Source organism: Natranaeroarchaeum sulfidigenes (assembly GCF_017094485.1).
Classification (GTDB): domain Archaea; phylum Halobacteriota; class Halobacteria; order Halobacteriales; family Natronoarchaeaceae; genus Natranaeroarchaeum; species Natranaeroarchaeum sulfidigenes.
Genome location: NZ_CP064786.1, coordinates 1,438,573 through 1,451,968, shown reverse-complemented (window position 1 = coordinate 1,451,968; position 13,396 = coordinate 1,438,573). Strand labels below are relative to the sequence as shown.

13 protein-coding genes are annotated in these 13,396 nt (G+C 60.9%); 5 read left to right on the top strand and 8 right to left on the bottom strand.

Features of this window, described 5'->3' with window-relative positions:
- Positions 1 to 6 precede the first annotated feature (6 nt).
- The 4 genes from AArcS_RS07690 to purF all read left to right on the top strand — a co-directional run bounded on the left by AArcS_RS07690 (position 7) and on the right by purF (position 3,492).
- Complete coding sequence (locus tag AArcS_RS07690; protein ID WP_238479899.1) at positions 7 to 1,062, top strand: M20/M25/M40 family metallo-hydrolase; 1,056 nt, start codon at positions 7 to 9, stop codon at positions 1,060 to 1,062.
- Between the two features lie 299 nt (positions 1,063 to 1,361).
- Positions 1,362 to 1,598 (top strand): LSM domain-containing protein, encoded by a 237-nt coding sequence (locus AArcS_RS07685; protein WP_238479898.1) that lies wholly within the window; start codon positions 1,362 to 1,364, stop codon positions 1,596 to 1,598.
- Positions 1,595 to 1,771 carry a 50S ribosomal protein L37e gene (locus AArcS_RS07680; RefSeq protein WP_238479897.1) on the top strand — a complete coding sequence of 59 codons (177 nt, stop codon included), beginning with the start codon at positions 1,595 to 1,597 and terminating at the stop codon, positions 1,769 to 1,771. The genes AArcS_RS07685 and AArcS_RS07680 overlap by 4 nt, the downstream gene beginning before the upstream one ends.
- Positions 1,772 to 2,049: 278 nt before the next feature.
- Entirely contained in the window at positions 2,050 to 3,492 is a 1,443-nt protein-coding gene (purF, locus tag AArcS_RS07675; protein ID WP_238479989.1) for an amidophosphoribosyltransferase, read from the top strand.
- Here purF and AArcS_RS07670 read toward each other — a convergent pair.
- The 5 genes from AArcS_RS07670 to AArcS_RS07650 form a co-directional block, all read right to left on the bottom strand.
- The gene (locus tag AArcS_RS07670; RefSeq protein ID WP_238479896.1) at positions 3,489 to 3,833 is read right to left on the bottom strand and encodes a DUF3006 family protein; all 345 of its coding nucleotides are present in this window, start codon (positions 3,831 to 3,833) and stop codon (positions 3,489 to 3,491) included. The genes purF and AArcS_RS07670 overlap by 4 nt on opposite strands.
- Before the next feature lie 60 nt (positions 3,834 to 3,893).
- Positions 3,894 to 4,454 carry a DUF420 domain-containing protein gene (locus tag AArcS_RS07665; protein WP_238479895.1) on the bottom strand — a complete coding sequence of 187 codons (561 nt, stop codon included), beginning with the start codon at positions 4,452 to 4,454 and terminating at the stop codon, positions 3,894 to 3,896.
- 57 nt (positions 4,455 to 4,511) lie between these two features.
- A complete protein-coding gene (locus AArcS_RS07660; protein ID WP_238479894.1) occupies positions 4,512 to 5,240 on the bottom strand; it encodes a GNAT family N-acetyltransferase in 729 nt (242 codons plus the stop codon).
- Between the two features lie 102 nt (positions 5,241 to 5,342).
- Positions 5,343 to 6,776: a hypothetical protein gene (locus tag AArcS_RS07655; RefSeq protein WP_238479893.1), complete on the bottom strand. Its 1,434-nt coding sequence runs from the start codon at positions 6,774 to 6,776 to the stop codon at positions 5,343 to 5,345.
- Between the two features lie 2 nt (positions 6,777 to 6,778).
- Positions 6,779 to 7,516 carry an ABC transporter ATP-binding protein gene (locus AArcS_RS07650; protein WP_238479892.1) on the bottom strand — a complete coding sequence of 246 codons (738 nt, stop codon included), beginning with the start codon at positions 7,514 to 7,516 and terminating at the stop codon, positions 6,779 to 6,781.
- 151 nt (positions 7,517 to 7,667) lie between these two features.
- Here AArcS_RS07650 and AArcS_RS07645 point away from each other — a divergent pair, with 151 nt between their 5' ends.
- Positions 7,668 to 8,897 (top strand): MFS transporter, encoded by a 1,230-nt coding sequence (locus AArcS_RS07645; RefSeq protein WP_238479891.1) that lies wholly within the window; start codon positions 7,668 to 7,670, stop codon positions 8,895 to 8,897.
- A gap of 11 nt (positions 8,898 to 8,908) precedes the next feature.
- On the opposite strand, the gene gdhB is transcribed toward AArcS_RS07645, so the two are convergent.
- The 3 genes from gdhB to AArcS_RS07630 form a co-directional block, all read right to left on the bottom strand.
- Positions 8,909 to 10,207, bottom strand: coding sequence for a glutamate dehydrogenase GdhB (gdhB, locus tag AArcS_RS07640; protein ID WP_238479890.1), 1,299 nt, complete (start codon positions 10,205 to 10,207; stop codon positions 8,909 to 8,911).
- A gap of 2 nt (positions 10,208 to 10,209) precedes the next feature.
- Positions 10,210 to 10,320 carry a rubrerythrin-like domain-containing protein gene (locus AArcS_RS07635; protein ID WP_310736993.1) on the bottom strand — a complete coding sequence of 37 codons (111 nt, stop codon included), beginning with the start codon at positions 10,318 to 10,320 and terminating at the stop codon, positions 10,210 to 10,212.
- Positions 10,321 to 10,529: 209 nt separating this feature from the next.
- Entirely contained in the window at positions 10,530 to 13,373 is a 2,844-nt protein-coding gene (locus AArcS_RS07630; protein WP_238479888.1) for a bacterio-opsin activator domain-containing protein, read from the bottom strand.
- Positions 13,374 to 13,396 lie beyond the last annotated feature (23 nt).

Genomic DNA, 13,396 nt, shown 5'->3' with positions numbered 1-13,396 from the left:
TCGGCTATGGACGACTCACAGCGGGAGTTTCTTGATGAACTGCTCACGACGCCGAGTCCGACCGGCTACGAAACGGCAGGACAGCGCGTCTGGATCGATTACGTCTCCGAATTTGCCGACGACATACAGACCGACGAGTACGGTAATGCAGTCGCAACAGTGGAGGGAGGAGAACCGGAGATCGCGATCGCGGGTCACGCCGACGAGATCGGGTTTCTGGTGCGCCGGATCGACGACGATGGCTTCATCCAGATGGCCCGTCTCGGCGGCTCCGATCGGACGGTAACGCGCGGCCAGCACGTTACGATCCACGGCGAGGAGCCGGTCAGCGGCGTCGTCGGCCAGAACGCGATCCACCTGCGGGATGCGGGCAAGGAGGAGTACGACGAGATCCGCGAGCAACGGATCGATATCGGGGCCGAGGACGGCGAGGCCGCCCGCGAACTCGTGGAGGTCGGCGATCCGATCACGTTCTCCTCGACCATCGAGGAACTACAGGGGAGTCTGGTCGCCGCACGCGGGATGGACAACCGCGTCGGGACGTTCGTGGCCGCGGAGACGCTACGGGCGGCGGCCGAGGCCGGCGTTGACGCGACGATCCACGCAGTAAGCACGGTCCAGGAGGAGGTCGGACTCAAGGGGGCACAGATGGTCGGTTTCGATCTCGACCCGGACGCCGCCATTGCGGTGGATGTCACACACGCTACCGACTATCCCAACGCACCCTCCGATCGGGCGGCAGACGTCGAACTCGGTGGCGGGCCCGTCGTGTCGCGAGGAACGACAAACCACCCGGTCGTCGTCGAGGCGGTTCGTGAAGCGTCCGATGACGCCGACGTCGACGTCCAGCTAGAGGCAGCCGGGATCCGTACCGGGACGGACGCCGACGCCTTTTTCGTCCAGCGCGGCGGTATCCCCTCGCTGAACGTCGGTCTGCCCAACCGGTACATGCACACCCCGGTCGAGGTCGTCGACACCGAGGACCTGACCGCGAGCGTCGAGCTGCTCGCCGCCTTCGCCGAGCGTACCAGCGAGTACGAGGCGTTCGCTGTCGACATCTAGCCAGCGCCCCCCTCGCCGTCATGCAGTTTTGGACCCACTCTCGCCGTCGCCCAGCCTTGCGTCCGTGATATCTCGCACAAGTAATATACTGTTACGATGTAACACCTGAAACGATATCTCCGACGATTCGGATCGACGAGAGCGGGAACAGCGAGCGACTGGCTGGTGGCGATGGGAACGACGACCAGCCACAGGGTGGGCCACCGGGTCAGCAGTGATCGGCGAGCAGTCGGCGAGTTCGTCGTCGGATCCCACTGGAACCCGGTACGTTTATGCCCGTCACGCGAGGGTATGAGCGTATGAGTGGACGACCCCTCGACGTACTCGAAGCGTCTCTCGGCGAAGACGTACAGGTCCAGCTGAAGGGCGGCGAGATCTACGAAGGTCGCCTGACAGGCTACGATCAGCATATGAACCTCGTGCTCGAAGACGCCATGAAAGTCCCCGCGCCCGAGGATCCGACGGGTGATTCGGAGGCGCCAGTCGAAGACACAACCATTATACGCGGCGATAACGTCGTTTCGATCATCCCATGACTGGTGCAGGAACCCCAAGCCAGGGTAAAAAGAACAAGACCACCCACGTCAAGTGTCGACGCTGTGGTGAGAAGTCCTATCACATCAAAAAGAAGAAGTGCTCGTCGTGTGGCTTCGGTAAGTCCAAGAGCAAGCGGAGCTACGCCTGGCAGTCGAAAGCTGGCGATAACTGATACTGTTTGGTCCCGTCATTTACCGGTGATCGCCCGACCCCTTACGGGCAATCGTCGGTAACCAGTGAGAACAAACAGTCTGAGCTCCACGACAGTTCTCTTTGCTTCCAATTGACGAGCGATAGCTGTGTCTGTCGACTCCACGGTAATATGCATGTTTGTGCACATACTGGACTTTGATACGGCCAAGTAGAACACGATTGGGAGGATTTATCCCCGATGACTCGCTACACATGTCTATGTCAGACGGGCGGGTCGACAGGCGTTCCCGGAACGGGATGACCGAAAAGTGCGGCGTGGTTGGCGTCTCACTCGAAGACCGTGACGCTGCACGACCGCTATACTACTCACTGTACGCGCTCCAGCACCGCGGACAGGAATCGGCAGGGATCGTCACGCACGACGGCTTCCAGCAGCACAGCCACGTCGAGATGGGACTGGTCGGCGACGCGTTCGGCGAGGGCGACGTCGAGAGCCTGAACGGCCCGGTTGGGATCGGACACGTCCGGTACCCCACTGCCGGAAGCGTCAACTCCTGTTGTGCTCAGCCGTTCTCGGTTTCGTTCAAAAGCGGCTCACTCGGCCTCTCGCACAACGGCAACCTCGTCAACGCCGAAGAGATTCGGGACGAGCTTGCGGGACTCGGCCACGCCTTTACTTCGGACGGCGATACCGAGGTCATCGCCCACGACCTCGCCCGGAACCTGCTCGAAGAGGATCTCGTCCGGGCAGTCAAGCGTACGATGGAGCGAATCCATGGCTCGTACTCGCTGACGATCATGCACGACGACACCGTTCTCGGGGTGCGCGATCCGCAGGGCAATCGGCCGCTCTGTATCGGTGAACTCGACGACGGGTATATCCTCGCGAGCGAGAGCGCAGCCATCGACACGCTCGATGGCGAACTCGTCCGGGACGTCGAGCCCGGCGAGTTGATTGTTCTACGAAGCGACGGAACTGGCTTTGACTCCTATCAACTGTTCGATGAGGACAACACGGCACACTGCTTCTTCGAGCACGTCTACTTCGCCCGCCCCGACAGCGTCATCGACGAGGAACTTGTCTACGAGGTACGTCGTGAACTCGGCCGGGAACTCTGGGCCGAAAGCGGCGTCGAAAGCGACGTCGTGATGCCGGTTCCCGACTCGGGGCGATCCTTTGCGAGCGGCTACGCCGAAGCTGCGACCGACGACGGCTCGGACGTCGAGTTCGCCGAAGGGCTGATGAAAAACCGCTACGTCGGCCGGACGTTCATCATGCCGACACAGGACGAGCGTGAACGCGCCGTGCGTCTGAAGCTCAACCCGATCAAGAGCACGGTCGAGGGTAAATCCGTGACGATCATCGACGACAGTATCGTCCGCGGAACGACCTCGAACCAGCTCGTTCAGCTGCTGAAGGACGTCGGCGCGGAAGAGGTCCACGTCCGGATCGGCGCACCGCCGATCATCGCCCCGTGTTACATGGGAATCGACATGGCCTCGCGCGACGAGCTGATCGCGGCCGGGAAATCGACCGACGAGATCCGCGAGAAGATCAACGCCGATAGCCTCTCGTATCTCTCGATCGACGCCGTCGCGAGCGCGCTTCAGTCCTCCCGCAGCGATCTCTGTCTCGGCTGTGTCACTGGGGAGTACCCCTACGACATCGAGGGAGAGGCAACCGACCGTGAGGTGACCCGCCCAGAGATTTCGACCGAATCGACGATCGCTGACGATTAATCCGCCAGCTCGTCGAACCGGTCCTCGGCCTCTTCTCGTCGGCGCTCTGTCTCCGGTTTGTCGTAGCGCACTCGGTCAACATCATCACCGTCCATCACTAACTCCAGCACTGTCCCTTCCTCTTTTGCAGGGCCCGGTAGCTCGTCGACCGGGAGCGTCGTCTGGTCGACCAGTTCCCCGTCATCCTCCAGCAGGACGACTGCGAGATCGTCGACGATCCGATCGACGACGCCGGTCAGGATCTCGCCGTTCTCCTCGCGGAACGGAAGTCCAGCGACGGACGCGGTTCCGAACAGTGCAGCCAGTTTCTCCAGTACATCGCGCCGTTGGTGCAACGACATACACCGCTCTGGCCGCGGATTCGTATATGAACCTGTGGACGCTCAGGACAGGTTACACGTTCAAAAGAGGACGTACAGCATGAGATAGATCACGATCCCACCGGCAAAGGAGATGGTCCAGAGCGTCGCCGCGATCCGCCCGACGCGTGCGTGATTAGTCTTCGGGAGTTCGTGGATCGATCGTGTGGCCGCAAGCAGGAGAGCGTAGTAGACGAACGGAAGCGAGAGGACGGCAAGCAGGATATGGACGGCGAGGATCGGCAGGTAGACGTAGAGTTCGATGGTCTCCGGGCCGGGAAACGACGAGGGTCCGAGCAGCGCGACGCGATAGAGGTACATCACGAGGAACCCGGCGAACAGCACGAAGGAGGCGACCATCAGGCGGCGATGACGTTCGATCTCCCCACCGCGGATCGCTCGGACCCCAGCGAGAATCGTAACGATAGCAACCGCGCTGACAGCGGCGTTCAGGTGTGGGATCGCATCGAGCACCCACTGGGGCGCGGTCGGGATCGACTCCTGTGGGAACGCCTGTAGCGCCGCGCCGAACACGAGTATCAACGAAACGATGGTCAGCACGGCCGTGACAGCGGGGACGTGCTCTCTGACCTGTGCTTGCATACCCGGCGATTAGGAAAGAAGGGCCTTATATTCGTCTTTCTCAACGGGAGCGGGTGTTCAGAGGTACGCTGCATCCCATCGAGTCGGTTTCCGCGTGTTCCCACACGCCGAGCACTCGATACGCTCCATCGCATCCATCGCCGCGGCGACCCGTTCACAGTTCGTACAGTAGTACGCCCAGCGTTCGTCGCGATTCGGGTCGGCGTAGATCGTGTTGAATGGTGCAATCGACCCTCGCTCTGTCTCGTCGTCAGCCACGTAGACGATTTCGTCGTCGACGGCGAGTGTCGTCAGACCCGTCGGCTCGTCGTCCTGAAAGACGTTCTCGACGTATCGGGTTCCATCGATCTCGATGTGTCGTTCTCCGATCTTCTCGAACCCGAAGTGTCGATAAAAGGAGTTACCCTCGCTGTTGTCCGCGAGGACGAGTCCGCGTAGGTGTGAAGCCCCTGCTTCGACGAGACGCGCTCTGGTTTCTTCGATAAGTTCCCTCGAGATACCCCGTCCACGGTGGTCCGGATGGACGTGAAGCCAGAGCAGATCGCCCGGCTGCTCCGGACCGTGCAAGATCGCGTCGGTGAATCCGGTCAGCGTGTCGTCATCTTCAGCCACCAGAAGGATTCGTTCGTCATCAGCCAGCAGCGTGTCGAGGGTGTCATCGCCGTACCACGACGATACGGCGCTGTCAATGGTATCCGGGCTCATCGAGTAGGAACTCCGCATCGAGTCGGTGGCAATGTTCCTGATGGCGTCCCGGTCGGCTGAAGTTGCGTGACGAATGTCCATGGTACATGATACCAAATAACAATACTTAAATCATACTGGCGGAAACCGGGGAGTTGAGATCGACTTCTCGGCCACAGGTGGCCGTTCGTGGAATCGATGCTGTCACTCCTCGAGTCGACTTGACCACCGGATACCGGCGTATCGATAGCACAGTTCCCCTGCGAGGAACAGGCCGACGCCGACAGTGACCAGTACGAGGAGAGCAGTACTGGTAAGCGGCGTGATGACGAGAGCGACAACGAGCACCGGTACGAGTACGATTGCGACGGCGGCTGTAAAGACCACGAACAGTACAGTGTCGAAGAGGAACTCGTTCGGATCGAAGCCAGCCAGTGCTGCCGTCAGGCCGAACAGGTACTGGTGGTACCCGATGAGCAAGACGAGTCCAGTGAGGGCGTCAACGGGGCCCGTTCCTACCAGGACCACCGCGAGCAGGTAGTAACCCGCCGCAGTCGGCAGTCCGACAAGTACCAGCGCAGCCCGCTTGGCGGCGAACAGATCAGGGATCTCGAGCGGATACCGCAGGTATGAGGCCGGATCATCGTATTGTGTGATCCAGTTATACGTCGTATAGGCCGAGAGGCCGAGCAGCGGGCCGAACGTGACGCCGACGGACGGTTCGACGCCGGTAATCCGCTCGGCGAGTTCGACCAACCCCACGCAGACGGCGAAAATGATGCCACCGGAGAAGACGACTTTCCAGAGGCCGCCACTACTTCGCGCGACATCAAGCAGCGTTTTGGTCGTCAGCCCGGTGTCGTCCCGGAGGCGTCGTCGCCACGTCGTGAACGCTGGCGCGCGTGTACGGGTCGGTGTGGAATCCACGGGGTCGTACGCCAGAACGCCGACAACGGCGATACCCGCGAGCAGTACGAGCGTCCCGATGGCGGCCAGTAGTGACGGCTCGGCGTACAGCGCGTACGGCGTCGCGGCGAAGAGATCGACGTTTGAGTACCAGAGTACACCGCTGCCCACGCCGAACACGCCGACGGTCAGCCAGCCAGCGATCCCCCGCGTGGCGAGGCCGACCACCGCTAGCGTCACGACCAGACCGAGCAGGAACGTCGCGGTCGTCGAGAGCCAGAGTCGACCGAGATCGACGAGCTCGAGGCCGGTTCGACCGACTGCGACGCCGAAGGCACCCACGACCGGGACCAGAAAGAGGGTCGAGTAGTAGAGCGCGTCCTTGGCCAGGAAATGTCCGAGCAGGCGCTCTCGGGAGATCGGTAGCGTCCGTGCTGAAAAGACCAGCAGCGTCACGTCGCCGAGGACGTCGTCAATAGCGTCCCTGCCCACCAGACCGATCGTCCCCGTGTGGAGCCCGAACGCGAACACGAGTGCGTGCAGTCCAGCGATCACGGCATCGAGGCTCGTTCCCGTCTCCACGAGCGCAACGACTCCCCCCGCCGTCAGTACGGCGACGAGCAGGGGAAACGCCGCAAAGCGGCGACCGCCAAAGAGCGACGAATGCAGTCGCCACTCCTCGCGGAGCATCCAGACGAAGACGATACGGTCCGTGCGGTCTATCCCCGGCATCGTCATCGGGATGCAATCGTCGGCTGTTCGGCCGGTCCCTCACGCTCGAAGGCGTCAAGGAGCGACTCGTTGGGGTTCATCTCGGCAGGTCGACGCTCCGCAACGAGTCGGCCGTCACCCACGACGCCAACTCGATCGCAGAGCTCGCGGGCGACCTCGATACCGTGGGTCGAAAGCAGCAAGGCGTTGTCCTGTGACCGGTATCGCTCAAAAAACTCCTTGACTCGCTCCTGCATGATCGGATCGAGGTTCGCGAGCGGTTCGTCGATGAAGACGGCATCGGGGTCGTGGAGAAACGCTTGCGTGATCATCACCTTCTGTTGTTGCCCACGAGAGAGATCCGTCGCCATCGCGTCGAGTTTGTCCGCAAAGGAGAGCCGATCGGCCCACTCGTCAACGCGCTCTGTCAGCCGGTCCTCTGAGATTCCGCGTACCTGCCCGACGAAGTCGAAGTACTCGCGAGGAGTCAGAAAGCTCGGCGGCGACTCCTTCTCGGGGACGATCCCGACCTGCCGTCTGGTCTCGATCGGTTCGGTCGCTGGATCCGTCCCCAGCACCGAGAGCGACCCTTCGTCGGGCGTTAACTGCCCAGTCAGCAGGCCGATTGCGGTCGTCTTTCCGGCCCCGTTCGGGCCGAGCAGCCCGAACAGCTCGCCACGCTCGACGGCCAGGGAGAGTCCGTCAAGCGCCTGAAAGTCACCGTAGCGCTTGCCGACGTTGACCATCTCGATTGCACTCATCTCGACTACGACTCTCACTGAACAATCAATAAACTCCCGGACGCGGCAGTCCCGCCACCGCCGAATGGGAGCAGTCCGGTCGAGCCCGACCGAGCGATTGCTCGCGGATACCGAATCCGTTAACAGGCTGACTGACCAGTCAGTCAATAGAGTGAGCTCCGAGCGTCGAGTCGTCTACGCGGTGATCGCCTGCACGTTCTTCGTCGGTTTCGGCGGCGGCGTTATCTTCCCGATCCTGCCGAATCTCGGGGTAGTGCTGGGTATCTCACCGTTTCTCGTCGGTGTCATCCTGAGTGCCAACCGGTTCTCCCGGCTGTTTGCAAACGCTCCTGCTGGGGCACTCGTCGACCGGATTGGCACGCGGACGCCCTTTGTCGCGGGGCTGTTTATCGAAGGGATCGCAACGCTTGGCTATGTGGTCGCCGTCATCGCTCCAGCTCCGGAGATCTGGTTCCTGCTCGCCCGAATCCTCTGGGGCGTCGGGAGCGCGCTCGTCTTCGCGACGGCGTACACGATTACAGCAGACGTCAGCGAGTCGGAATCACGCGGGACGAGCATGGGCATCGTCCGTGCCGGGATCACCTTTGGTTTCCCCGCCGGACTGGTGCTCGGCGGGCTAGTCAGCGATCTGTACAGCGTCGAAGCAGCGTTCGTCCTTGCGTCAGCCTTTGCACTCTTTGCGGGAGTCCTCGCGTACTGGATCGTGCCCGAAACTCACAGCGAGGCGATCGAACGTCGCAAGGGCGGAGTCAAACCGTGGGAGATCGATACGTCGACGCCCGCACTGACGGTCGGACTCGTTAACTTCGGCGTCTTCTTCGCGTATATCGGTGCCCTGTTCGCCACGCTGGTCGTCTTCCTCGGCGAGCTAGAAATCGGGATCTTCGGCCTGGATGCACAGGGTACCTCGGGGCTGTTGATGGCGGTAACCGTTCTCTCCGGCTCCGTCTGTATGCTCGGCGGCGGCAAACTGAGCGATCTGTACGGCTATCGTGTCCCGATCATCCTCGTTTCGCTGGTCGTCTCCGGCGTGGGGTTCGTGTTGCTGGCGGGAGCTAGTTCTGTCTCCCAACTGATCCTCGCCTGTCTCCTGATCGGTGGTGGACAGGGCGGGACCGGGGGGCCAATGATGGCACTACTCGCGGATCTCACCCCTGACCAGCGGATGGGACGAGCGATGGGGACGAACAACGTGCTCGGTGATATCGGCGGCGGGCTCGGACCGCTCGTCACGCTCCCCCTGGGCGAGAGTATCGGATTCGCGCCGATCTACGTCGCCTGTGCGCTGATCCCGCTCGTTGCCGGAGTCGTGTTGCTGGTCGGGATCCGTGCCGAAACCGGGAGGTTGAACCCGTCGCTGGAACTACAGGCGGGCGACTGAGAAAAGGCAAGTCAGGGCCAGAGCCCACGAACGTCGTGGGCGTCGGCGATACGGGACAGTGCCACCGCATAGGCTGCATCGCGCCAGGTCGGCGCACCTGTCTCCTTTTCCGTGCGGACGGCATCCCATGCGGCAAGCATCTCGCTTTCGAGTTCCTCGTGGACGCGTTCGAGCGACCACGACTGGCGGTTGATATCCTGAAGCCACTCGAAGTAGCTCACAGTGACGCCGCCAGCATTGGCAAGGATGTCCGGTACTACTGCGACGCCTCGGTCTGTGAGGATTTCCTGTCCCCGACTCGTCGTGGGGCCGTTGGCCCCCTCGACGATCAGCTCCGCACTGATATTGCCTGCGTTGGCTTCGGTAAGTACGTTCCCGACCGCCGCAGGGATCAGGACGTCGACGTCGAGTTCGAGCAACTCGTCGTTGGTAACCGTACGTGGAGCGCCGTGGTCCAGCACCGCTTCTGGCTCCTCGTCGTGAGAGGGGACCGAGTGTGTCTCGATCCCAGCTGGGTCGTAGATACCGCCGGTGACATCGCTGATCGCGACGACGTTTGCGCCCCAGCGGTCGAGGAGGCGCGCCGCATTCGCCCCCACACTGCCGTAGCCCTGAACGGCAATATCGGTCCGTTCGATATCCCGTCCGTAGTACTCGATCGCCTCGCGAGTAATGATCGCGACACTCCGGCCAGGGGCCTTCTCACGTCCTTCGCTCCCCCCGATGACCGGTGGTTTGCCCGTGACGACGCCCGGTATCGTCTCGTCTTCTTGCATCGAGTATGCGTCCATCACCCACGCCATGGTCTGTGGGTCCGTCCCCATGTCCGGAGCAGGGATGTCCTTCGTCGGACCAATTACGGAGCGGATTTCCTGTGTGAATCGGCGCGTCAGTCGCTCCTTTTCACCAGCACTCAGCGCCTTCGAGTCGACAGCGATACCTCCTTTTGCGCCACCGAAGGGGAGGTCCATGACCGCACACTTCCAGGTCATCCACATCGCGAGACCCACGCACTCATCCCGGGTTACCTCGGGGTGATATCGGAGTCCTCCTTTGAACGGACCCTTGACGCTATCGTGCTGGGCTCGATAGCCTGTAAACACCTCAACTGAGCCGTCGTCCCGTTCGATCGGCACCGTCACCTCGTGTACTGCCGTTGGATGGCTGAGCTGTTCGACGATCGCAGGGTCGATCTCCAGTCTTGCTGCTGCCTGATTCAACTGTCGTCGGGCCGTCTCGAGTGCTGATTCCTCCGCAGGGGTGGGCTCAACAGCTGCCCGGTCAGTACGCCTCTTCGACTCGGAGGCCATCGTTACTCGATCGGCATTCCCCGGTTTCGAAGTTCACCACTACATTCCGGGCAGTTCCCTGCCGTGGTCGGATCAACGATGATATTTCCACACTCGAAGCACTCATACGTCATTTCCGTTCCGGCGTCCTGGGTGACATCTCTCATAGGTAGTCCCAGCACACGAGTCTCATGTGCTGTATACATCCATTACGCTGGGATGATGGAATAGATGCTTGTTAATATGAAAACCCAGAAATCAATCATGCTATTAATATATTAACCATCTCCGGCAAAGCGGACGACAGCCGTGCGTAGATGGGCTCCACAAACATATTCGCGAACTACACCTCCTCGAACAGTGCCGAAAATAGCTTTCGTTCGACTGTCCGGATGTGTGTAGAAAATGCCGGCGGGGAGATTCCAAGCATTTCGGCCACTTCGGCCCCGGTATGTTCCCGTGGTGACTCGAAAAATCCGCTGTAGTAAGCCGTCTGGGTCACTTCTAGCTGTCGGTCGGTCAATTCGTCGAAGACGCGCGAACGAACCGGTCCCGTTGAGGATCGATCGATGTCCTGTTTCGATCGGATCTCCACGCCGGTAAACAACTCGTGGATGAGCTGGCTAATATGGCGTGGCGTGACACTCTCGGGGACCTCGACCACCAGTGTCGTCGAGTCCGGCGTCGCCCGTGCGCTTCGGAACACGGCCCCGTGATCGGCGAGTTCGGTGGCGAGGAACGCCTCTGCAAGTCTGAGACCGAGCACACCACCTGACTCGTCCCCACTGATCTGTCGAACCTCGTCGACACCGATCAGGCTCTCTGCAACCTGTTCGACCCGATCGATCGCGGCCCCATCGACGGTCACGATCACGTAGCTTCCGTCGGCAGTCTGCTGAATCCCACCCTGATAGGACAGTTCACACTCGCTCTCTTGAGCGATTTTCGAGAGAACAAAGCCCGGATCGTCTATTTCGAACTCGATACTGGTCACCGAACGTGTGACCAGAGCGTTCTTTCGCTCGATCGCACTCGTTGCGGACGCAATTGTCTCACCGAGCTCGCGTAATACAGCACGGACCGTTCCGTCGAATGCAGCCTGCGTCTCGGCGTAGACGTTCAATACCCCGTATGAGAGATCATTGTACTCCAGTGGAATGCTGATCACCGACAGGAAATCACGTGGGAGGGCTTCCGTCCGCCAGTCTTCCTCCCGGAGGCGGCCCGCAACGTTCGGAATGTTGGTAATCTCGCGCGTGGCAGCTGTTCTTCCCGCGGGCTCGACTGCCGTTTCATCCACAGTAAACGTCACACTGTCCAGGTATCCCTGTTCTACCCCCGCCCAGGCACGCGGTTCTACGACTCCTGTTGCTGGATTCTCTTCGCCGATCCAGGCGAACGTAAACCGATCATCGGCTGTTAGTAGATCACATACCGCATGGTCTATCTCTTCGCTGGCCTCTGCCTGTACGACCGCCTGATCGATCTCACGAATCGTCTCATTGATACGGTTCAGACGGGTGAGCTGCTCGTTCTGTTGCTGTAATTCCCTGTCCTGTCTCCGGAGTTGACTCTCTCGGGTAACCCGGTCGAGCGCTGCCTCCGCCGTCGCAGCCAGTAGATCCGCCAGCTCTCGCAACACGTCGTCGAACTCACTGACGGATGACGATCCGACGACGAACACCCCATGATCTCCGAGGGGGATGTGTGCCGTACTCCGGAGTCCAGTTACCCGATCCTGAAGGCGTGCTGACTCGTGGACGTCATCGAAGAACATCGCCTCGTTCTGGACGAAACTGTGGCTAACCAGACCCTCACCGTTGGCCCGTGTAGTGGGAAGCGGTCCGTCCAGTCGCTCCATAGTGGACGACTGTGCTGCAGGGTGTAGCTCGTTTGTTTCCGCGTCGAACAGGTACACTGCGCTCGCGTCAAGATCCAGTACGCCAGCAGTGTCGTCCACAACCTGTTGTGCGATCTCCTGTTGGGTCTCCGCGTACAGGAACTCCCTCGCCGTCTCCTGTAGCGTTGCGAGCGCCTCCTCTCGTTGCTTTCGCTTCGTCACGTCTCGACAGCTGTACAGGAGCGTCCCGTCCTGAATCGACACTTCACGGACGTTGACGAGCAGCGTGTGCTCGCGGCCTGCCTTGTCGGTCGCGGTGACTTCGATGTTTTTTAATACACCTTCCTCGGCCAGCTCCTCGCGGTCGAACAGGTCCTCGCCGAGCAGAGCCTCGATTGAACCCAGCTCGCGGATCTCCGCTGCAGTGTAGCCGAAAATGAAGTTTACGTTCGGACAGACGTAGGTGTACTCCCCCTCCTCGTCCGTTATCAATACCGTATCCGTCATGTTGTTGAGCGTGACCCGGTGGAGTTCTTCGGATCGGCGAAGATCACGTTCGAGCGCAACTCGCTCAGAGATATCGACTGCCTCGACGACGATCGATCGGACCTGCCCTCGATCGTCGTGGACCGGTCTGGCCGAGAGGTCGACGACTTGCACGTCCGGATCGAACGTCCGGGTTACGACTGCGTTGCCGAACCGCCCTTCGATAGCCGTTTCGACGATCCGGCGGACGTCCGCCTGTACTCCTTGGTCGGCAGACCACGACGGGAGTCGCCAGAACTCTTCACCGAGAACCGATTCGACATCCTCATCGATCATTTCACCTCCTGTTTTGTTCGCTCGCCGTAGCGCCCCGTCCGGGTCCAGCACCCACGTCGCAGTACGAGGGTCCTGAAAGATGGCATCGAACTGTCTCGCCCGGTCTCGCTGTCGTTCTTCACGACGTGCTCTCCCGACGCTTTGTGTAATACGCTGAATAAGCGACTCGATTTCGGCGTCACCGAACGTATCGACTGGGAGGTACCCGGAGGCGTTAGCCGCGATCGCCTCGCTAGCGACGGACTCGTCGCCGAAACTCGTACAGAGTATGACAGGAATCGTGTCCGAGGCGTCTCGAACCGTTCGAAGCAGATCGATCCCGGTCGAGTCCTCCAGTTCCTTCGACGTCACGAGACAGTCTATCCTCCCGGCACGCGCGGCTTCTACTGCTGCTGACGCAGCCGACGCGCACTGGACTGTGGCACCGGTCCGTGTTTCCAGTGCCGTTTCGAACTCCCCGATCCACGATTCGGTTCCTGCAAGTAGCAGTCGGGTCGACGCCAGCGGCTCCGAGTCGGTCGCCATTGTGTTGTCGTAACCAGTGTGGC

Excerpts from the sequence above, each read along its gene's own strand:
- AArcS_RS07690 (WP_238479899.1), top strand. The coding sequence starts at position 7 with ATGGACGACTCACAGCGGGAGTTTCTTGATGAACTGCTCACGACGCCG.
- AArcS_RS07670 (WP_238479896.1), bottom strand. The coding sequence starts at position 3,833 with ATGTCGTTGCACCAACGGCGCGATGTACTGGAGAAACTGGCTGCACTG.
- AArcS_RS07680 (WP_238479897.1), top strand. The coding sequence starts at position 1,595 with ATGACTGGTGCAGGAACCCCAAGCCAGGGTAAAAAGAACAAGACCACC.
- gdhB (WP_238479890.1), bottom strand. The coding sequence starts at position 10,207 with ATGGCCTCCGAGTCGAAGAGGCGTACTGACCGGGCAGCTGTTGAGCCC.
- purF (WP_238479989.1), top strand. The coding sequence starts at position 2,050 with ATGACCGAAAAGTGCGGCGTGGTTGGCGTCTCACTCGAAGACCGTGAC.
- AArcS_RS07630 (WP_238479888.1), bottom strand. The coding sequence starts at position 13,373 with ATGGCGACCGACTCGGAGCCGCTGGCGTCGACCCGACTGCTACTTGCA.
- AArcS_RS07685 (WP_238479898.1), top strand. The coding sequence starts at position 1,362 with ATGAGTGGACGACCCCTCGACGTACTCGAAGCGTCTCTCGGCGAAGAC.
- AArcS_RS07665 (WP_238479895.1), bottom strand. The coding sequence starts at position 4,454 with ATGCAAGCACAGGTCAGAGAGCACGTCCCCGCTGTCACGGCCGTGCTG.
- AArcS_RS07635 (WP_310736993.1), bottom strand. The coding sequence starts at position 10,320 with ATGACGTATGAGTGCTTCGAGTGTGGAAATATCATCGTTGATCCGACC.
- AArcS_RS07655 (WP_238479893.1), bottom strand. The coding sequence starts at position 6,776 with ATGCCGGGGATAGACCGCACGGACCGTATCGTCTTCGTCTGGATGCTC.
- AArcS_RS07660 (WP_238479894.1), bottom strand. The coding sequence starts at position 5,240 with ATGGACATTCGTCACGCAACTTCAGCCGACCGGGACGCCATCAGGAAC.
- AArcS_RS07650 (WP_238479892.1), bottom strand. The coding sequence starts at position 7,516 with ATGAGTGCAATCGAGATGGTCAACGTCGGCAAGCGCTACGGTGACTTT.